This window comes from Ralstonia pickettii (genome assembly GCF_030582395.1).
Lineage (GTDB): Bacteria > Pseudomonadota > Gammaproteobacteria > Burkholderiales > Burkholderiaceae > Ralstonia > Ralstonia pickettii_D.
On the sequence record NZ_CP104381.1, the window covers coordinates 2,917,602 to 2,936,711 of the forward strand.

General features: G+C 63.8%; 19 protein-coding genes. 4 read left to right on the forward strand and 15 right to left on the reverse strand.

From position 1 onward, the window contains the following. Positions 1-5 precede the first annotated feature (5 nt). The 5 genes from pilQ to pilM are packed head-to-tail and all read right to left on the reverse strand — an operon-like array spanning position 6 to position 5,079. A complete protein-coding gene (pilQ, locus tag N5B55_RS14080) occupies positions 6-2,159 on the reverse strand; it encodes a temperature dependent type IV pilus secretin PilQ (RefSeq protein WP_304539802.1) in 2,154 nt (717 codons plus the stop codon). 2 nt (positions 2,160-2,161) lie between these two features. After that, a complete protein-coding gene (locus N5B55_RS14085; RefSeq protein ID WP_004634554.1) occupies positions 2,162-2,707 on the reverse strand; it encodes a pilus assembly protein PilP in 546 nt (181 codons plus the stop codon). Further along, positions 2,704-3,363, reverse strand: coding sequence for a type 4a pilus biogenesis protein PilO (locus tag N5B55_RS14090; RefSeq protein ID WP_154208672.1), 660 nt, complete (start codon positions 3,361-3,363; stop codon positions 2,704-2,706). Before N5B55_RS14090 ends, N5B55_RS14085 begins: the two co-directional genes overlap by 4 nt. 2 nt (positions 3,364-3,365) lie before the next feature. Beyond that, positions 3,366-3,998 carry a PilN domain-containing protein gene (locus tag N5B55_RS14095; protein ID WP_304538481.1) on the reverse strand — a complete coding sequence of 211 codons (633 nt, stop codon included), beginning with the start codon at positions 3,996-3,998 and terminating at the stop codon, positions 3,366-3,368. A 10-nt stretch (positions 3,999-4,008) separates the two neighbouring features. Beyond that, complete coding sequence (gene pilM, locus N5B55_RS14100) at positions 4,009-5,079, reverse strand: type IV pilus biogenesis protein PilM (protein WP_027680253.1); 1,071 nt, start codon at positions 5,077-5,079, stop codon at positions 4,009-4,011. A 451-nt stretch (positions 5,080-5,530) separates the two neighbouring features. On the opposite strand from pilM, the gene N5B55_RS14105 reads away from it, so the two are divergent. Next, positions 5,531-7,945 (forward strand): penicillin-binding protein 1A, encoded by a 2,415-nt coding sequence (locus tag N5B55_RS14105; protein WP_154208676.1) that lies wholly within the window; start codon positions 5,531-5,533, stop codon positions 7,943-7,945. A 67-nt stretch (positions 7,946-8,012) separates the two neighbouring features. On the opposite strand, the gene cyaY is transcribed toward N5B55_RS14105, so the two are convergent. Further along, on the reverse strand, positions 8,013-8,357 hold the full coding sequence (gene cyaY / locus N5B55_RS14110; RefSeq protein WP_009241915.1) for an iron donor protein CyaY: 345 nt from the start codon (positions 8,355-8,357) through the stop codon (positions 8,013-8,015). A 136-nt stretch (positions 8,358-8,493) separates the two neighbouring features. On the opposite strand from cyaY, the gene lptM reads away from it, so the two are divergent. Both lptM and lysA read left to right on the forward strand, forming a co-directional pair. Next, positions 8,494-8,724, forward strand: a complete 231-nt coding sequence (lptM, locus tag N5B55_RS14115; protein ID WP_304538482.1) for an LPS translocon maturation chaperone LptM — start codon at positions 8,494-8,496, stop codon at positions 8,722-8,724. A gap of 65 nt (positions 8,725-8,789) precedes the next feature. Continuing rightward, a complete protein-coding gene (lysA, locus tag N5B55_RS14120; RefSeq protein ID WP_178960780.1) occupies positions 8,790-10,049 on the forward strand; it encodes a diaminopimelate decarboxylase in 1,260 nt (419 codons plus the stop codon). Between the two features lie 62 nt (positions 10,050-10,111). Here the strand turns inward: lysA and msrQ are convergent, their stop codons facing one another. The 9 genes from msrQ to N5B55_RS14160 all read right to left on the reverse strand — a co-directional run bounded on the left by msrQ (position 10,112) and on the right by N5B55_RS14160 (position 18,052). Next, a complete protein-coding gene (msrQ, locus tag N5B55_RS14125) occupies positions 10,112-10,768 on the reverse strand; it encodes a protein-methionine-sulfoxide reductase heme-binding subunit MsrQ (RefSeq protein ID WP_304538483.1) in 657 nt (218 codons plus the stop codon). Between the two features lie 7 nt (positions 10,769-10,775). Then, positions 10,776-11,771, reverse strand: coding sequence for a protein-methionine-sulfoxide reductase catalytic subunit MsrP (msrP, locus tag N5B55_RS14130; protein WP_154208682.1), 996 nt, complete (start codon positions 11,769-11,771; stop codon positions 10,776-10,778). Between the two features lie 95 nt (positions 11,772-11,866). After that, entirely contained in the window at positions 11,867-12,727 is an 861-nt protein-coding gene (locus N5B55_RS14135; RefSeq protein ID WP_304538484.1) for an anti-sigma factor family protein, read from the reverse strand. Positions 12,728-12,735: 8 nt separating this feature from the next. Further along, positions 12,736-13,317, reverse strand: a complete 582-nt coding sequence (locus N5B55_RS14140) for an RNA polymerase sigma factor (RefSeq protein ID WP_154208686.1) — start codon at positions 13,315-13,317, stop codon at positions 12,736-12,738. 25 nt (positions 13,318-13,342) lie between these two features. After that, on the reverse strand, positions 13,343-13,771 hold the full coding sequence (locus N5B55_RS14145; RefSeq protein ID WP_304538485.1) for a COG4315 family predicted lipoprotein: 429 nt from the start codon (positions 13,769-13,771) through the stop codon (positions 13,343-13,345). Continuing rightward, positions 13,768-13,845: a hypothetical protein gene (locus tag N5B55_RS25320; protein WP_369812433.1), complete on the reverse strand. Its 78-nt coding sequence runs from the start codon at positions 13,843-13,845 to the stop codon at positions 13,768-13,770. The genes N5B55_RS14145 and N5B55_RS25320 overlap by 4 nt, the downstream gene beginning before the upstream one ends. A gap of 34 nt (positions 13,846-13,879) precedes the next feature. Then, complete coding sequence (ccsB, locus tag N5B55_RS14150) at positions 13,880-15,067, reverse strand: c-type cytochrome biogenesis protein CcsB (protein WP_304538486.1); 1,188 nt, start codon at positions 15,065-15,067, stop codon at positions 13,880-13,882. Beyond that, positions 15,067-17,280 carry a cytochrome c biogenesis protein ResB gene (locus N5B55_RS14155; protein ID WP_304538487.1) on the reverse strand — a complete coding sequence of 738 codons (2,214 nt, stop codon included), beginning with the start codon at positions 17,278-17,280 and terminating at the stop codon, positions 15,067-15,069. Before N5B55_RS14155 ends, ccsB begins: the two co-directional genes overlap by 1 nt. 112 nt (positions 17,281-17,392) lie before the next feature. After that, entirely contained in the window at positions 17,393-18,052 is a 660-nt protein-coding gene (locus N5B55_RS14160) for a c-type cytochrome (protein ID WP_009241906.1), read from the reverse strand. A gap of 256 nt (positions 18,053-18,308) precedes the next feature. Between N5B55_RS14160 and yihA the strand changes: the two genes are divergently transcribed. Then, entirely contained in the window at positions 18,309-19,010 is a 702-nt protein-coding gene (yihA, locus tag N5B55_RS14165; RefSeq protein WP_012763149.1) for a ribosome biogenesis GTP-binding protein YihA/YsxC, read from the forward strand. Positions 19,011-19,110: the final 100 nt, after the last annotated feature.

Sequence of the window (19,110 nt, forward strand, 5' to 3'; positions counted from 1 at the left end):
GTGGGTTACTTCAGCGACAGTTGATCGGAGAGCACACGCGGCGTCAGGAAGACCAGCAACTCGGTGCGATTGTTGATCTTGTTCGTGCTCTTGAACAGATTGCCCACCACCGGAATATCGCCCAGCAACGGCACCTTGTTGATGTCGGTCCGCTCGTTCTGCGTGTAGATACCGCCGATCACGACCGTGCCGCCGTTCTCGACCAGCACCTGCGTCTGCACGTGCTTGGTGTCGATAGCGAAGCCGTTGGTGGTCTGGATACCCACGCTGTCCTTGTTGACGTCGACATCGAGGAAGATGTTGCCATCCGGCGTGATCTTGGGCGTCACTTCCAGCTTCAGGTTGGCCTTCTTAAATTGCACGGAAGTTGCACCGGATGAGGTCGCCTGTTGGTACGGAATCTCAGTACCCTGCTCGATCAGCGCCTTGATGTTGTCCGCAGTCACAACACGCGGGCTAGAGACGATCTTGCCGCGACCATCAGCTTCCAGCGCAGACAACTCCAGCGCCAGGAAGCGGCCGGCACCGGCGTTGAACAGGCTTACAGCCACGCTGGCTGCGTTCACACCATTGATGCCATTGGCCGGGAAGCTGATCGCCGGGCTGTTGTCCCAGGTGGCATCTTTGGTCACCGGCGACACCACGTTGGTGTAGGTATTGCCGTAACCAGCGCCATTCGTCTTCGACGCGAAGCCCAGCTTCGCACCCAAGTTGCGGCTGAACGTGTCGTCGGCCTCAACGATGCGCGCTTCGATCATCACCTGGCGCACCGGAATGTCGATCTTCAGGAGGAATGCCTGTACTTCCTCCAGCTTGCTCGGGATGTCCGAGACGAACAGCTGGTTCGTACGCGTATCTGCCGTGAGCGAGCCGCGCTTGGACAGGATCCGAGAAGTTGTACCACCAGCACCACCTGCCCCGCCGGCAGCCCCGGTGCCCAGCAGCATGTTCCGCACATCGCCGGCGCTCTGATAGTTCAGGCGGAACACCTGGCTGCGCAACGGCTCCAGCTCGGTCACTTGCTGTTGCGACTCCAGTTCGGCCTTTTCCTTCGTCGCCAGCTCGCCGCGCGGCGCAACCCACAGGACGTTGCCGTTGCGACGCGATGCCAAGCCCTTCGAGTCCAGCACGATCTGCAGAGCCTGATCCCAGGGCACATCCTTCAGACGCAGCGAAAGGGTGCCGGTCACGCTGTCGCTGGTGACGATGTTGAGGTTCGTGAAGTCTGCGAAGACTTGCAGCAGCGAACGCACATCGATGTTCTGGAAGTTCAGCGACAGGCGCTCGCCACGGTAGCCGGGGCCGGAAATCAGCTTGTTCGGGTCTTCCTTGGTCGGGCGCACCTCCACCACGAACTGCGTGTCGGTCTGGTACGAGCTGTATTGCCAGTTACCGCGCGGCTCGATGATCAGGCGTGCGCCTGTGCCGTTGTCGGTCGCACGCATGGCCTGCACAGGCGTGCCGAAATCGCTCACGTCATAGCGACGGCGCAGCGACTGGGGCAGCGTCGCGCCCACGAAATCGACCACCAGGTTCTGGCCCTGCTGGGCGATGTTGATCGCCGAGTTGGCTGTCGACAGGTCGACCACCACGCGGCCGGCGAGATCTTCGCCGCGGCGGAAATCGACGTTGCGCACCGCCGGGCGCTCGGCGCCTGCGACAGGCGCCGGGGCTGAAAAGGTCGGCGCTGCGACAGCCGCTGCCACCGGCGCGGCTTCCAGCGTCAGCACGTACTGATTACCGCGCACCTCCGACTTGTACTGCGTCTGGCGCGAGAGATCGAGCACGACGCGGGTGCGGTCGCCGATCTGCACGACGTTCGCCGAACGCAGCAGCTTGCCGCCGTATTGGTAATTGGCGCGGCCCTGCGCGAAGCTGGCCCCGAAGAAGTCGATGGCGATGCGCGCAGGCTGCTGCGTGCTGAACTCCACCGGCTTCTGCGTCGGTGCGCTCTTGAGCGTGACCGTCACCACGGTGGATTCGCCGGCCGTGGCCTGCTCCACCTTTTCGATCGTGTTGCCGGAGACGACCGCCGCAGGCGCTGCCTGCTGGGCGACAGCCTGACCGGCCACCATGAACAGGCACAGTGAAAGCCATGCCACCGCGCCCCCCCGGGCCACTCGGGCCGCCTGCGACAGGCCGCCCTTCACAAGACGCATCGTCATTGCGCGCTCTCCTGAACTTTCAGGGTCGTCATTTTTTCTTTCCATTCGGTCGTGCCTTCGCGCACCAGCTCACGCAGGGTGAGTTCCTGGTCTCCGATGCGGACGATGCGACCATAGTTTTGTCCGATGTACTGCCCCACATGCACATGCTGCGTCTTGTCCCCGACAGACACGACGGCTTCCGTCTCGCCATTGCGCTTCATCGTCCCGACCAGCTTGAAGGCTTCCAGCGGATAGTCTTCCAGCGGCTCGCGACGGCGATTCGGTTCCGGCGATTCGTTTTGCGCGCGCGAAAGTTCTGCCACCTTTTGCACGCTGAACGGATCAGTCTGCTTGGTGGTCGTGTATTCGCGCGGCGCGTAAGGCTTGGGTTCGGGCAGCGGCGGCACGGTCGTACTGACGCTCTGGCGCGCTTGCTGCATCCATTGCTGCAATTCATCGTCTTCGCTCGCGCCGCAGGCCGTCAGCACGACGGCCAGGCACAGCGGAGACAGACGCAGAACGTGCGACATGCGGCGACGGCTCATGGTGCGGCCCCTCATTTGGCGCCTCCCTTGGCGGCTGCATTCGCCTTGCGCTGAGCCGCCTGCTCGTCGGCGTCGAGCGCCCGGTAGGCCTCAGCGCGCGTTTCCATCACCATGCCGCCATCCTTGGTGCCCGTCAGGGAGATGTTCTGCAGCGTGACGATACGCGACAGCGCCGCCACGTCGGCCGCAAACAGCGCCATGTCGTGATAGCGGCCATTTACCTTCACCGCCACCGGGATCTCGGCGTAGTAAGGCTTGACCACTGCGCCGGACGGACGGAACAGGTCGAAGGTCAGGCCACGCGCGATGCCGGCGTGGTTGACGTCGGCCAGCAGCGCATCCATCTCGGTCTTGTTGGGCAGTTGCAGTTCAAGCTTGGCGACGCGCTGCTCCACCTCGGCCTTTTGCTTGCGCAGCGCTTCGAGGTTCACCACCTGCGCGAGCTTGCTCTGGTATGCCGACTTGAGGTTGGCCTGTTCGGTGCGCTTGGCGTCGCGCTCGTCGAACTTGCCGCTCCAATACAACTGCCAGCCCAGGCCGATCACCAGCACGGCAGAGAGAATCATGAACAGGATGCGCGGCGCGATCGGCCACGTTTCCGGCTCGTTCAGGTTCAGGCCACGGAACTGGCTGACCAGGTCTTCCAACGAAATTTCGGTCGAGATGGCCATGGTTATTTCCCCGCCGTGGCCGCACCCGGCTTGGCCGGCGTTGCCGGTTCGGCCTTCCACTGGAAGCGGATCGTGAAGTTGAACAGGCGACGCTGTTCCTTCAGGTTATTCGTCATGGTGGTGGCTACCGATTCGCCCAGTTCGGCATGATCGAGCCAGGGCACCGCGCCCAGGTTGCGCAGCAGGTCCGACACGCGCTCGTTCGACTGCGCCACGCCCGACACGGTGTAACGCTCGCCTTCCTGCTTGAGCGAGGTGAGGTAAATTCCGTCGGGCACCTGGCGCACCAGCTCTTCGAGCAACTGGACCGGGCGGTTGCGCTGGTTTTGCAGACTTTCCACCGCTTGCTGACGTTGCAGCAGATCGTCGATGTCCTTCTTGAGGGTGTTGACCTCGGCGATCTGCTTGTCCATCTCCGCGTTTTTCTGCGTGAGGATGTCGTTGATGCGTTGCGCCTCTTCGGTCTGGTGATCGATCACCATGCCGCCCAGGAATACCACCACCGCACCCACCGCCGCGGCGGCACCCAGGCTCATGAAGACTTTCTTGCGCTTCCCGGCGCGTCGCTCAGCGTGATACGGCAGCAGGTTCACGCTCGGGAGCGCATTCACGACATTTGCGCTGTCATTGGCCATCGCCAGCTCCTTATTGAAGCCCGCGCAGGGCGAGGCCCGCGCTGACGATGTAGGCCGGCAGATCGCGCTGCAGATAGCGCGCGTTGACGTTTTTGGCCGCGCCCATATTGGCAAACGGGTTGGCCAGCGTCGTATTGATCTGCGTCTGCTGCTGGATGGCGGTTTGCACGCCTAGCAGCGATGCGTGGCCGCCCGACAGCACGATCTCGTCGACGCGGCCGACGCTCGAGGTCGACAGGAAATTCTGGATGGCCTGACCGACTTCCATGGCCAGCGTCTCGAGCGAGGGCTTGAGCAGCTGACTCCGGTATTCGTCGGGCAGCGTGTTCTTGCGCTTCTTCACCTCGGCCTTGAGCAGATCGAGGGAGAACAGACGCGAGATGCTCTGCGTGAGCTGGTCGCCCGAGCCCGACATGGGCTGCTCGTACAACTCCTTCCAGCCCTGGTAGAACAGTGCGTGCGAGCGCGCACCACCCAAGTGGAACATCGCCACGACAGGCATGTCGCGCGTCTCGGTTTCGGTGGCGTCCGGCTTGACCGCCAGCATGTGCGTCATGGCGCGCTGGATGGCGTTTTCTTCCACGTCCATGACGATCGCTTTCAGACCGGCCATCTCGGCGGCGGTCACGCGTTCGGTCACGCGCTCGGAAACGGTTGCCGTGACGCGCACCCCGATCCCGCCTTCCGTTTCAGACGGACCGATCACGACATAGTCGAAATTGACGTTCTGCGAAGGTGGAAACAGCCGGTTGGCTTCGCTCTCGACCTGCACAAAGAGTTCGTCTTCGGTCAGGTTGTCGGGCAGGCTGACGGTTTGCGATTCCGTCAGGCTTGCAGGAATGGCAAGCACGGCTTCCTTACCGCGAATGCCGGCCTTGGCGATGGCGCGCTTGAGCGCATTGCCCACCGCATCGATATTCACCAGATTGCCGTCAGCGACGGCACTGCGTTCAATCAGCTCGCTGGCGCATTTTTCGAGACGGAAATCCCCCTGCTTACCGTTGGCGGACAACTCCACCACCTTGACGCTGGAAGACCCGATATCTATCCCGACGATATTGCGGCGCAGCAGGCCGGACAACAAACCCCGTCGCACAGAGACACCCCACCGTTTATAGTTTTTGAACCCTGGCGCCCATCGCAAATCCAACGTGCGCCATAGCCTGCTTAGATTTGCTGCTGGATTCTCACAAAATCCTTTAGAACAGGCAAACGCTCAGGCAGACGGCGACGCATTTCGCGCCATGCCCTTCCGAAAGCGTTGTCAAAACCCCACGGTCGGGGGATACCCCTTTCGTCTGACTTGATTTCCGCTCCGCCTACTTCTAACGGCGGATTCGTAGCCGCCTTGAATCGCGGCACTCCGGATGCACAATCAGCACGCCAACCGAGCATGACGCGGCGCACAAGTGCAGTCTGGTTGGCAGACGTGACACTCGTTACGTGCTGTTACGTCCGATGCGGCCGGACTGCGGAAGCCCCAACGATATAATCGCCGCCACGCTGACTGACACCCCCGGTGCCCACCCGTAATGGCTACTGCCCAAACCACCCCAGCCTCGCCCAAGCCGCCCAAAGCCCGCCGCCCGCTGTGGGCGCGCCTGCTTCTCTGGATGCTCGGCCTGTTCGTTGCCATGGGGGTCGTCGGGGCGCTGCTGCTGGGCTATGCCCTGCTCGTCGCCGCGCCCAACCTGCCGTCGCTCGACGCCATCACCGATTACCGCCCGAAGATTCCGCTTCGCGTCTACACCGCCGACAATGTCCTCATCGGCGAATTCGGTGAGGAGCGCCGCAGCTTCGTGCCGATCACGCAAATGCCCGACGTGATGAAGCGCGCGGTCCTGGCGATCGAAGACGACCGCTTCTACGAGCACGGCGGCGTCGACTTCATCGGCGTCCTGCGCGCGGGCCTGGCGAACCTGCATGGCGGCCTGTCGCAAGGCGCGTCGACCATCACGATGCAGGTGGCGCGCAACTTCTTCCTGTCGAGCGAGAAGACGTACACGCGCAAGATTTACGAGATCTTGCTCTCGTACAAGATCGAGGCGAGCCTGACAAAGGATCAGATACTCGAGCTGTACATGAACCAGATCTACCTGGGCCAGCGCGCGTACGGTTTCGCGAGCGCAGAGCAGATCTACTTCGGCAAGAACATCAAGGACATTACGCTCGCAGAAGCCGCCATGCTGGCCGGCCTGCCCAAGGCGCCGTCGGCGTACAACCCGGTGGTGAACCCGAAGCGCGCCAAGGTGCGTCAGGAGTACATCCTGCAGCGCATGCGCGACCTGCACTACATCACCCCGGAACAGTACACCCAGGCCGTCAACGAGCAATTGCCGGTGCGCGGCGAAGGCCATGAATTCGACGTGCACGCCGAATACGTCGCCGAAATGGTGCGCCAGCTCATGTACGCGCAATACCGCGAAGAAACCTACACGCGCGGGCTGAACGTCTACACCACGCTGCGCAAGGCCGACCAGGACGTCGCCTATCAATCCGTGCGCCGCGGCATTCTCGATTACGAGCGCCGTCACGGCTATCGCGGCCCTGAAGCGTTCATCGACCTGCCCTCCGATGCAGAGGAGCGTGAACAGGCCATCGACGACGCCCTGCTGGAACACCCGAACAGCGACGATCTGCAATCGGCCGTGGTGGTGAGCGTGTCACCCAAGCTGGTGCGCGCGACGATGCTGACCGGTGAGACGATCGACCTGGCAGGCGACGGCCTGCGCTTTGCACAGGCGGCCCTGTCGAACAATGCACAGCCCAAGATCAAGCTGCGCCCGGGCGCGGTGATCCGGGTGATCGAGGACACGAAGACGCAGAAGTGGTCGATCACGCAACTTCCGGAAGTGGCCTCGGGTTTCATCTCGCTGGATCCGCAGACGGGCGCGATCTACTCGATGGTGGGTGGCTTCGATTTCAACCGCAGCAAGTTCAACCACGTCACGCAGGCCTGGCGCCAGCCGGGTTCGAGCTTCAAGCCGTTCATCTACTCGGCGGCGGTGGACAAGGGTTTCTCGCCCTCTACGGTCATCAACGACGCGCCGCTCTCGATCCCGACCGGCGACACCGGCGGCCAGGTGTGGGAGCCGAAGAACTACGGCGGCGGCTATGACGGCCCGATGACGATGCGCCGCGCGCTGCAGAAATCGAAGAACCTGGTGTCGGTGCGCATCCTGCGCGCGATCGGTACGCAGTACGCGCAGCAGTACATCACGCGCTTTGGGTTCGATGCCGATCGGCACCCCGCCTATCTGCCCATGGCGCTGGGCGCCGGTTCCGTGACGATGTTGCAGATGGCGAGCGGCTACTCGGTGTTCGCCAACGGCGGCTATCGCGTGAACCCCTACATCATCGATCGCGTGGTGGATGCGCGCGGCACGGTCGTGCAGCAAAGCCACCCGATGACCGCCGGCAAAGACGCCGTGCGCGTGATTGATCCGCGCAACGACTTCATCATGGATTCGCTGCTGCGCAGCGTGGTGTCGAACGGCACGGGCTACCAGGCCAAGGTCAAGCTGGGCCGCAACGACATGGCTGGCAAGACCGGGACCACCAACGATTCGTTCGACGCCTGGTTCTGCGGCTATACGCCCAAGCTGGTCGGCGTGGCCTGGATGGGTTACGACAACCCGCGCAGCCTGGGGGATCGCGAAACGGGTGGCGGCCTGGCCCTGCCCATCTGGATCAACTACATGAGCTACGCGCTCAAGGGCGAGCCCCAGACCGAGCGCCAGCCGCCCGAAGGCGTCGTACAGATGGCGGGCGACTGGGCCTACGAGGAATACGCCAATGGCCAGGGCGTGGCTTCGGTGGGTCTGGGCGATGCGATGCCGGGGGCCTCCGCGCCGGGCGGCGATCAGCCGCAACAGCCTGGCATCAACCTCGCGCCGACGCAGGAACAGGAGAAACAGAAGATTCTCGACATGTTCCGCGGCAATTGAGCGTCGCGCCCACGAAAAAGCCGCCCTTCGAGGCGGCTTTTCTTTTTGTCATGCGACAACGCTGCGCTCAGCCGGCGGCCAATGTCACATCCACATCGCTTTGCTGGCTGATATAGCGAGAGAGCGCCACATAAAGCTCTTCCTTGCTGCGCGTGTCGACCCAGCGACCGTCGTCGCCCCGGCGGAAGTGGAAACCGCCGGCACGCGCTGCCACCCACAGCTCCTGCATCGGCGCCTGGCTGTTGATGATGATCTTGGAGCCATCGTCGAATTCGAGCGTCAGCACGTTGCCGGTGCGATTGACCTCGATGTCGGCATCCGCCTCGTCGGCAGCCGTTTCGACGATGCTTTCGATGCGGGTAAGTTCCGCTTCGGCCAGTGCCAGGAACTCCGATTCGCTCAGGGGGGGCATGCTACACTCCAAAATCTTGCGCGGACGTTGCGTGGCGGCCGTTTCCGGGCCGTCCTGACCAGCAGGCGCCTCGTCCCATATGACTCCGATCGCCGCAAGGGTCACACCCTGGGCATCCTTTCTGCACCATCATCCGATGATACGAACCGCCGCCATTGTAGCCACTGTCGGCCTGACCCTGACGGTCGCAGGCCTATCCGGCTGCGGGATTCGCGGGCCGCTGTACATGCCCAAGGTGCCACCGGCACCCACCGCGCCGCAAACCGCCGACCCTGGCATCGCCGGCCCGAACGCCGTGCCGCAGCCGCCGGTGCCGGGCGCCAAAGCCGCCGCCGATGCCGCCAGCGCGGTACCCGCGAACCGCTGATCCCTTCCTTTTTCGCTCAACCGGCGCCGTCCTTATCCGGTGCGACGCCCAGAATGTTCCCGCTCATGTCCGAGTCCCTGATCCGCCAGGAAGGCGCGCTGATGATCGAAGGCGTCGCGCTCGACGCGATTGCCGCGCAGTTCGGCACGCCCACCTACGTGTACTCGCGCGCCGCGCTCACCGCCAACTATCGGGCCTACGCCGCCGCATGCGAGGGCCGCAACGCGCATGTGCAGTACGCCATGAAAGCCAACTCGAACCTCGCTGTGCTGCAGGTGTTCGCACAGCTGGGCGCTGGCTTTGACATCGTGTCCGCGGGCGAACTCAAGCGTGTGCTGGCCGCCGGTGCGCCGGCCGCGAAGGTGGTGTTCTCGGGCGTGGGCAAGAGCGCGGACGAAATGCGATTCGCCCTGGAAGTCGGCGTGATGTGCTTCAACGTGGAGTCGATCCCCGAGCTGCACCGGCTGAATGACGTGGCCGCCTCGATGGGCAAGGTCGCGCCGGTGTCGTTGCGCATCAACCCGGACGTGGACGCCAAGACGCATCCGTATATCTCGACGGGCCTGAAGGGCAACAAGTTCGGCGTGGCGTTTGACGAAGTGCTGCCGACCTACCGCGCAGCCGCTGCGATGCCGAACCTGCGCGTGGTCGGCATCGATTGCCATATCGGCTCGCAGATCACCGAGGTATCGCCGTATCTGGATGCGCTGGACAAGGTGCTCGACGTGGTGACGCAGCTCGACGCCGAGGGCATCCGCCTGTCGCACATCGATGTGGGCGGCGGTCTGGGTATCACGTACACGGACGAGACGCCGCCGGACATCACCGCCTTCGCGCGCACGCTGCTGGACCGCGTCGAGCAGCGCGGTTTTGGCGATCGCACCGTGCTGTTCGAGCCGGGCCGCTCGTTGGTGGGCAACGCCGGCCTGCTGCTCACGCGCGTCGAATACCTCAAGCCTGGCGCCAGCAAGAACTTTTGCATCGTCGATGCGGCCATGAATGACCTCGCCCGCCCCGCGATGTACGAGGCGTATCACCACATCGTGCCGGTGCGCGAAAGCCAAAGCGCGCCGGTCGTCTACGATGTGGTGGGCCCCGTGTGCGAATCCGGCGACTGGCTCGGCCGCGACCGTTCGCTGGCCGTGCAGCCAGGCGATGTGGTGGCGATCCTGTCGGCCGGCGCGTACGGCTTCACGATGAGTTCGAACTACAACACGCGCAATCGCGCGGCCGAGGTCATCGTCGATGGCGACAAAGTCCACTTGGCACGCGAGCGCGAGTGCTTTGAAGACCTGATCCGCGGCGAGCATCTTTTCCCGGCGTAAGTCCGCACCGCAAAGAAAAAGCCGACGCGCAAACGTCGGCTTTTTTTTCGGCGCGATCGGCATCAATCGCGGGCTGGCATCGCAGCTCCGGTGATCGCACTGCGCTGCGAGCGCCACGCCCACCAGACCCGCAGCCCCAGCAGCACCGCCATCACTGCGGCGTAGATCGACACCTCGGCAAAGTCATGCTTGCCGGCCTTGTGCCACCAGTAATGCAGGATGGCCAGCACGCCGGTCACGTAGACAAGCCGGTGCAGCCACTGCCAGCGCTTGCCGCCGAGCCTGCGCACCATCGCGTTGGTCGACGTGGCGGCCAGCGGGATCATCAGCACGAACGCCGCAAAGCCGACGGTGATGAAGGGCCGCTTGACGATGTCCTTGAGCATCGATGCCGGATCGAGCCCGCGATCCACCAGCAACCAGATCAGGAAGTGGATCGTGCCGTAGAAGAACGTGTACAGCCCGAGCATACGACGAAGCCGTATCAGCCAGTTCATGCCCGTGATGCGGCGCAGGGGCGTGATGGCCAGCGTGCAGCACAGCAGCACCAGCGTCCACGTGCCGGTCGAGCGCGTGACGAACTCCAGCGGGTTGGCCCCGAACTGGTCTGTCGCGCCCAGGAAGACGATGCGCAGGAACGGCACCAGCGCCACAATCCATACGAACGCCTTCACCACACGCAACTGCTTGGGCGGCAACATCGGCGGTAGGAGTGTCATGTCGGCCTCAGAAGTTCTTGCGCAGGTCCATGCCCGCGTACAGCGGCGCGACCTGTTCGTAGCCATTGAACATCAGCGTCTTGTGCTTGGGCGCGAACAGGCCGCCGAAGCCGCCTTTGTCCTCGCCGATGCGGCGCTCGGTGGCCTGGCTCCAGCGCGGGTGATCGACCGTCGGGTTCACATTGGAATAGAAGCCGTATTCATTGGCCGCGGCAAGGTTCCAGCTCGTCGGCGGCTGCTTGTCGACAAAGCGGATCTTGACGATGGACTTCGCGCTCTTGAAGCCATACTTCCACGGCAGGACCACGCGCACGGGCGCACCGTTCTGGTTCGGTAGCACCTGGCCGTAGAGGCCGAAGGTGAGCAGCGCCAAAGGATGCATCGCCTCGTCCAGTCGCAGGCCTTCGCTATACGGCCAATCCAGCACGGGGCTGCTGATGCCGGGCATCTGCCGCTTGTCGGCCAGCGAGATGAACTGGATGTACTTGGCGCTGCCCTGCGGTTCCACCCGCTTGATCAGCTCGGCCAAGGGGAAGCCCACCCACGGAATCACCATCGACCAGCCCTCGACGCAACGCAGGCGGTAGACGCGCTCTTCCATCGGCGCAAGCTTCATCAGGTCGTCCAGGTCGTAGGTTTTGGGGGTTTTCACCAAACCTTCCACACTGACTTGCCACGGGTGCGGGCGCAGCGTGCCGGCATAGCGGGCCGGGTCGGCCTTGTCGGTGCCGAATTCGTAAAAGTTGTTGTACGTGGTGACCTGGTCGTACGGGGTGGCCTTTTCCACAGTCGTGTACGCCGGATTCGGCTTGCCAGCCAACTTGGCGAGTGGCGGGTTGGCGGCAAAGGCTTCGCGCGACGCCCAAGGCGCCAGCGTTGCACCCGCAGCGCCCATGGCAGCAGCGGCCAAAAAGCGGCGGCGCTGCTCGAAGATGTGCTGCGGCGTGATCTCGCTGGCGGGGATGTCGTCGCCACGCAGCCAGCGGTCAGTCTTGATCAACATGATTCGTGGTCCTCGTTGTGCGGGAACGCTGTCCCATGTGCGTTGGTCGTTCCAGCGCTGCCGACCTGACAACGCCTGGCGAAAAAAAAGTAGCGCTATTCTTTGCGCGGCGCCGGCCCGGCGAATTCGCTGTACTGCCGAAACACGACCTGCGCCACTTCCAGCAATTGCGCCCGCGCAAGCGGGCCAGCGACTGCAAACCCAAGGCCGTGATCCGCCCAATAGAACGCCATCGGCGGCGGGTGATCGACGGCAGGATGGATCGCCTGCAGCACACGGTTGTCGGGGGCGAGCGTCTCCAGCCGAAAGCCGGTATCGCGATTGCTCGGCATGCGCCGCAACTGCACGGAGATGCGCGTGCCGCCGGGCCCCTCATACATCAGCATGGCCGTGGGCGCATCGGCCACGACCGTCTGCCGTCCGCCGATGAGCCGGTAACCCAGCGATCTTAGATCAGGCACATGCAACTGGGCGTCAAGCCGACGCGACAACCATGTGACCAGATGTGCCTCTTCGTCGGCCGGCACTTCCACAATGTGTTTCGACTCGGGAGCGAAGACGACGTGCGATACGAGTGCGTCATTGGCGAACCGCTGCATGGGCATGGTGCGCTCGACGACACCTCGGCTCAGCCAGCCGGCCCCGGACCCGATGGCCAGGCAGGCGACGCTCAGCGCCACCACGCCCCAGTTGCGCATCGCGCCAAAGCCGGTCGCCGTGGGCCGGCGTGCCGCCCCGAGGATCGCTGCCGGAATCCGGCGCTGCGGCACCGGTTCGTTGAGCAACGGATCGAGCGCGCGGTGCAACTGCGCGTCCGTTTCGCGCCAAGCCGCAACTTCGGCCGCGGCACCGGGGTGCGCGGCAAGATAGGCCTCAACCTCAGCGCGGCGTGCCGCAGGCAGGCGGCCGTCGGCGTACGCATGGAGTTCGTCGATATGAATGGAATTGGAGGACATGGCGAGCCTCACTTCACGCGGTGCAGCGCCGTGCTGCCGCCGTCGCCGGGTGCCGAAAATACACCGGATGCAATGGGCGCCCCCTCAAGTGCCACACGCATCCGCTCGCGCGCACGCGACAGACGCGACATCACCGTACCGACCGGCACGCCCAGCACGTCGGCGGCTTCCTTGTAGGCGAACTGCTCCAGACCGACGAGCAGCAAGACCGCGCGCTGGTCTTCAGGCAGCGTCGCCAGCGCGCGCAGCAGATCGCGGCGCAACCCGGGGTCGTCGTCGACGGGGATCTCAGGGGGCGCATCGCTCAGCTCAAGCCGATCGGGCCGGCGCACGGCGTTCAGGTGCAACCGATGCATGATGGTCAGCAGCCAGGCAAACAGCCCATCACTCTCATCCTTGACTCCGATCTGGCCGATTTGGCCGATCGGGCCGAGCCGGGGGCGCAATTGGAAGCGCCAGCGGTACCGCCAGGCGCGTTCAAGTGTGTCCTGGAGGAGGTCGTCGGCGCGGCTCGCGTCACGCACGAGGCCGCGCGCGTGCCGGCGCAGGCGAGGGGTGAGTGCAATCAGCCGGCTGGCCAGATCGGACATGGAAGCGCGAGCGTGGGCGGCGTGCTTACGGCTTGGCGATGTGCCAAACGTTCATGAAGCCATCGCCGGTCTGGTCACCCGGCATCTTGTCCTTGGTCCAGAGGTAGAGCGGCTTGCCGCGGTAGGCCCACTGCTTCTTGCCGTCGTCGCGCGTGATGATGGTGTAATCGCCGGACGGCTTATCGGCATCGTTGGCGGCCAGCGGCGGCCAGTTGTCGGCGCACTTGCCATTGCAGGCGCTCTTCCCGGCCGTGGCGTCACGGTCGAACGTGTAAAGCGCCATGCCGTGCTCATCCGTGAGCGTGCCGTTGGTCACCTTAACGGCCGACGGCGTCGACGACGCCCCCATGCCCATGCCGCTGCAGCCTGCCAAACCGAATGCAGCGAGCAGCGCGGCGCCGGCCAACGCGGCGCGCGGATTGAACGACTTCTGGGAAGCTGCAGACTGGCTCATCTTCTTCTCCTTGGATGGAGAGGCGCGTCGATCGCGCCCTCACTGAGCAGTAAACACGCTAGGCGCGTCTTTATTCCAGTCTGCCGAGATTTTTTTGTGACTGACGGCTTACAGCTCGCCGTAGCTGTGCAGGCCCGAGAGGAACATGTTCACACCGAGGAAGGCGAACGTCGTCACCAACAGGCCGATCAGCGCCCACCAGGCCGCCATGCGACCACGCAGGCCCTTCATCAGGCGCATGTGCAGCCAGGCGGCGTAGTTCAGCCAAACGATCAGCGCCCAGGTTTCCTTCGGATCCCAGCTCCAGTAGCCGCCCCAGGCGTCAGCCGCCCACAGCGCGCCGAGAATCGTGGCGATCGTGAAGAACGCAAACCCAACGGTGATGGCCTTGTACATCACGTCGTCCAGCACCTCGAGGGACGGGAGCCGATCGGCCAGCACGCCGCGCTCCTTCAGAAGATAAGCCGAGCCCACCATGGCGGACAGGGCGAACGTGCCGTAACCGATGAAATTGGCCGGCACATGAATCTTCATCCACCAGCTCTGCAGTGCCGGTACCAGCGGCTGGATCTCCTGCGCGCTGCGCGACACCGTGTACCACAGCAGAAAGCCCACCGCCGCCGACACCACCAGCATCACGAAAGGCCCCAGCGCACGGGTCTTGTAACGCTGCTCGTAGTACAGATAGAACAGCGAGGTGATCAGCGTGAAGAGGATGAACACCTCGTACAGATTCGAGATGGGGATGTGGCCAATGTCTGCGCCCACCAGGTACGACTCGTACCACCGCACCAGCATGCCGGTCAGACCGAGGACCACCGCAGCCCAGCACAGCTTGCTGCCGATGGATCCACCCGCTTCCCAGCGCAGCAGCAGCCCCGTCCAAAAGAACAGGGTAGACAGGAAGATCAGCGCACTCATCCACAGGATGGCGGACTGGCTGGCAAGGAAATACTTGAGGAAGAAGGCGTGTTCAGCGCGGGCGAGATCCGGCCCATTGGCGCCAGCGTATTGCGAGATGCCGAACAGCGACAACACGGCGATGCCGATCATCAGCACGCGCACCGGCTTCCACGTCCAGCCCAGCCATGCGAAGGCAGGCACTGCGGCAACGAGAATGCCGCGCTCGTAGCCGTCCATGTACGCACCATACCGCGAGAAGGCGTAATCCGCGCCGGCAGCCAGCATTGCAGCAAACAGCCAGTCAAACCAGCCCAGGCGGCGGAAATACGACGGGCGCTGCAGCGCACCCAGATCAGCGCTCGCCACGGTCGGTTGGGGATTGGTCGCTTCCATCACCTGCTCACTTCGTTGGTTTTGGGGTCGACGCTCGCTGCACCAGCGGCATCGGGTGCGGCGGGGGCGCCTGCCGCGGCGCGGATATCGTGCTTGAGGCGCTCGAACTCGCGGTCGAAGTCGAGCGTGCGGCGCATGGTCGACATGGCGGTCAGCACATGTGCGCCGGAGGCGCTTTCGTTGGCCTGGCCGGATTGCGGCCGGATCCACAGCCACCAGCGGCGCTCTCGCACGTAGAACATGGAAAACACGCCCAGCACCAGCAGCAGCGACCCAAGATACACGATGTTTTTGCCCGGCGCACGCGTGAGCTGGAAGACGCTGGCCTGCACCTGCTGGAAGTCGCTCAACTGCAGATAGACCGGCGCCCCATAGAAGACATTGTCCGACAGCGCGTTGATGGCGCTCTGCAACCACTGGCTGCTCGCGGCATCGACGGTTGGCGCAGGCTGCCCGTCCTGGGCGCGGGCCAATTGCCACAGTTCCCACATGGAACTGTTGATGATCTTCATCAGCACATCGGCGGCCTTCTCACGCTCGCCTTCGGGCACCGATTTCTGCAGGAACGTGGCCACTGCGGCAAAGCCGCCCTGTGCACCTGCGGAGCCATCCTTCACGTCCGCGGCACCGGCAAAGAGATCGAGCGCGCGACGGGCGCTTTCCATCAACTGGTTGCGCAGTTCCGCGCGGTCTTCGCCCGGCATGGAGAGCAGCGCAAACCGGCGCGCCGCTTCGCCGCGCATCGCCGGATTCTGCAGCGCGGCGCGCAGGCGCATCCAGTCGGCCACGGTGCCTTGCGCATCGGCAGGAATGCGCAGATAGCGGAATGGCTCGTCCGGCTGTGAGCGCATGCCGGCCAGAAACACCGATTGCCCGTCGAGCGTGACGGGCAGCATGTAGTTGCTGAACTCGTGTGCCTGGCCGTTGGCGTCGCGCAGCTTGTACTGCACCGACGGACCGACGTTGCGCAGGTCGCGGTCGCGCGTCATCTTGGTAACGTTGCCCAGCTCCGCGCGCAGACCGTTTTCCGCGCCGCCCTTTTTGCCGACGCCGCGTGCGTCCTGCTTGCCCGAGGCGTCGGTCACCGTTTCCACATTCATCAGGCGGAAGTCGGAGAACTCGACCGTGTAGTCGCCGCCCTTGCCGGTGAGCTTCGAGCTTTCGCCGACGACGCCCGACATGTCGAACGTCTTGGCGTTGTCGCCGTGCATCGGATAGCCGATCAACTTCAGTTTCGAGCCGCCATCTTCAAAGCTCGACTGATAGATCGCCACGCCGTCATACACAAACGGCTTGTTCACCTCCACGCGCGCAGCGGTCTGCTTGCCGGTGCGGCGGTCGGTCACGACGATGTCGCTGGCGAACAGCTTGGGCATGCCGGTCGAATAATGCTCGACGGTGAACTTCTTGAGCGTGATCGTGAACGGCAGATCCTGGATCAGGGCGCCATCCGCGATGTTCAAAATCGCCGTGCTGACGGTCGAACCTTCCGGCACGAACGCATTACCGCGAAAGCCCGGGTTCGATGTCGACAGCCGATGCTCCGGGCCGATGTCGCTGATGACGGCATTGCCCTTGATGGGCGACTTGCCGCCAAACCACATCTGCGCGCGGATCATCATGTCGCCGTCCAGCAGCCCGCCGATACAGATCACGACGATGGCCGTATGCGCCAGGATGTAGCCGATCTTGTTGCCCGCCCCTGCCTTTGCCGTGATGAGCGTGGCCCCACCATCGCGCGCAAACGCCTTGATGCGGAAGCCGCGGTTCTGCGCAAGCGCGGCCAGGCGTGCGGTCACGGTGGCGATATCGACGGGGGAATCAAATTCGTCACGGTGATGGAACGCGCGCAGGCTGCCTTCGCGCACGTTCTCGCGCCAGGCGCGCATGTCGGCCAGCATCTTGGGCGCGTTGCGCACGATGCACAGCGACGTCGACACCACCAGGAATGCCAGGATCAGCAGAAACCACCACGCGCTATAGACGGTCGGCAGGGTCAGCGATCGGAATACGTCGGCCCAGAACGGCCCGAATTGGTTGACGTAGTTCGGGTACGGATCGTTCTGCTTGAGCACCGTGCCGATCACGCTGGCGATGGCGATCACCGTCAGCAGGCTGATCGCAAAACGCATCGACGACAGCAGCTCGACCGTTTCGCGCAACGCGCGACGGCGGGAGCGGATCTGGACGCCGGAAGTGGAGACCGAAGACATGCGGGGAAAAAACCTGTTCAGAAACGAAAACAGGGTGGCGATGCCAGGCGCATTGCCACCCTGTTCTTCTTATTGATTGTGCGGCCGTCACATGACAGCCGGGTGCGGCAGATTAGCGCAGGCCAGCAATGTAGTCGGCCACCGCCTTGATCTGCTGGGCCGTCATGCGACCGGCCAGGTCGTGCATCTGTACGCTGTTCTTGCGAGCGCCGCTCTGGAAGGCCACCAGTTGAGCCTCCGTGTATTCAGAGAACTGACCTGCGATACGCGGATACTGCGCCGGGATGCCAGCACCCGTCGGACCGTGACAGCCTGCGCACGCTGCGATACCGCGCTTGGCGTCCCCGCCGCGATACAGCTTCTGGCCCAGCTCGATCGTGTCCTTGCTCTTGGCCGAACCCGGCTTCCAGGCCGGTTGCTTGCCCAGGTAGGCCCCGATGTCCTTCATGTCCTGATCCGACAGCGCGCTGGCATACAGCGACATGACCGGGTGGTTGCGATCAGTCTTTGCCTTGAAATCCTTGAGCTGCTTTTCGACGTATTCGGCGTGCTGGCCGGCCAGCTTCGGGTTGACGTTCATGGCGCTGTTGCCGCCGGCGCCGTGACAGCTGGTACATGCGGGCACGCCATTGGCCGGCACACCGTTGTTGAAGATCGTTTCGCCGCGCGCGGCGTCGGCCTTGGCGACTTTTTGCTCTTCGGCATGGACCACGGAAAAGGCCGATGCCAGGGACAGCGCTGCGACAGCAAAAACGTTCGCGATGCGGTTCATTCGCACACCTTGTTTAGATTGTTTTCGAATGCTGCGTGCGCCGCCCTATGCGGGACCCTGCGGCGCCGGGCGCCCCCTCCTCCTCGTGCCGGATCAGCGCATGAAAACGGACCGGCCCGGGCCTCGGGGCGGTCCTGCGACGGATCTGGTGGGGACGTCCGTAAACCGGCGTATTGTACAATAACACCTCTGCAATGCGACCTCGCGGCGCAGCAACCACGCAGTTCTGAACTGCAGTTTACAGGTACTGCCGCGCATGTCGCTCCTGCATCAAGCCCGTTTCTTCATCACCGTCAATCATCTGCGTGATTTACCGGCGACCGCCGTGCCGGAAGTCGCATTTGCGGGCCGCTCCAACGCAGGCAAATCGACCGCAATCAATATCCTGTGCAATCAGAAGCGGCTGGCTTTTTCCAGCAAGACGCCCGGCCGCACGCAGCACATCAACTATTTCTCGGTGATGCCTGCCAAGGCGGAAGACCCACTCGGCTTCCTGGTCGACCTGCCCGGTTACGGCTATGCCGAAGCACCCGGCGAGACCAAATCGCACTGGGTTCATCTGCTCGGCGACTACGTCCAGGCGCGCCAGCAACTCGCCGGGCTCGTTATCATGATGGACGCGCGCCGGCCGTTTACCGACCTCGATTGCCAGATGGTCGAGTGGTTCCTGCCGACAGGCAAGCCGATCCACGTGCTGCTCACGAAGGCGGACAAGTTGACCAACAACGACGCCTCGCGCGCGCTCATGGCGGCACGCAAGGTGCTGGCCGATTACCGTGCGCAGATCGACGGTGATGTGTCGCTGACGGTGCAGCTGTTCTCGAGCCTGAAGCGCCGCGGCATTGAAGAAGCGCAGCGAATTGTCGCAGGCTGGCTGTGCCTGCCAGAGGCGCTGGAGCCCCAGCCGCAAGCCGAACAGGCAAAAAAAACCCCGTCGCCAAACGCGCAACGGGGGTAACGACCCCATCGAGCCATCGATGGGAACCCGCGTCAGGGAGGAGCCGCGGGGGACGCTGCATCAGCGTCGCTGGCGCATTGTCCGAGCATAGGATGGATAA